This is a genomic window from Vibrio sp. 10N.222.55.C6 (assembly GCF_041473395.1).
GTDB classification, from domain to species: domain Bacteria; phylum Pseudomonadota; class Gammaproteobacteria; order Enterobacterales; family Vibrionaceae; genus Vibrio; species Vibrio crassostreae_C.
This window is the reverse complement of record NZ_JBFRSD010000585.1, coordinates 1-298: the sequence shown is the minus strand read 5'-3', so window position 1 is coordinate 298 and position 298 is coordinate 1. Positions and strand designations below refer to the sequence as shown.

At 48.3% G+C, this 298-nt stretch carries 1 protein-coding gene; it reads right to left on the bottom strand.

Annotated features, from left to right (window positions below):
- On the bottom strand, positions 1 to 298 hold a 298-nt coding region (locus tag AB4486_RS25205; RefSeq protein WP_372119446.1), incomplete at both ends, for a GH36-type glycosyl hydrolase domain-containing protein.

Sequence of the window (298 nt, the reverse complement as noted above, 5' to 3'; positions counted from 1 at the left end):
CATCTCAACCACGCCCTTACATACGTTATTCGGGTTTGTGACATGAATATGATACGTCGCACCACGGAACTGACGACGGACCTTAAACTCAGGCCACTCAGCCGGAATACAAGGGTCCACCAGCAAGCCATCAATTTCAGGTCGAACACCTAGAATCCACTGCGTACCTGCCACGTATGTCCAAGATGAAGTACCAGACAGCCATGCATTACGACCTAGGCCGAACTGTTTATGTTCGTCACCCAAGATGTTTTGTGGGTAGCAGTAAGGTTCAGATTCAAAGGTATCAATATCGTCG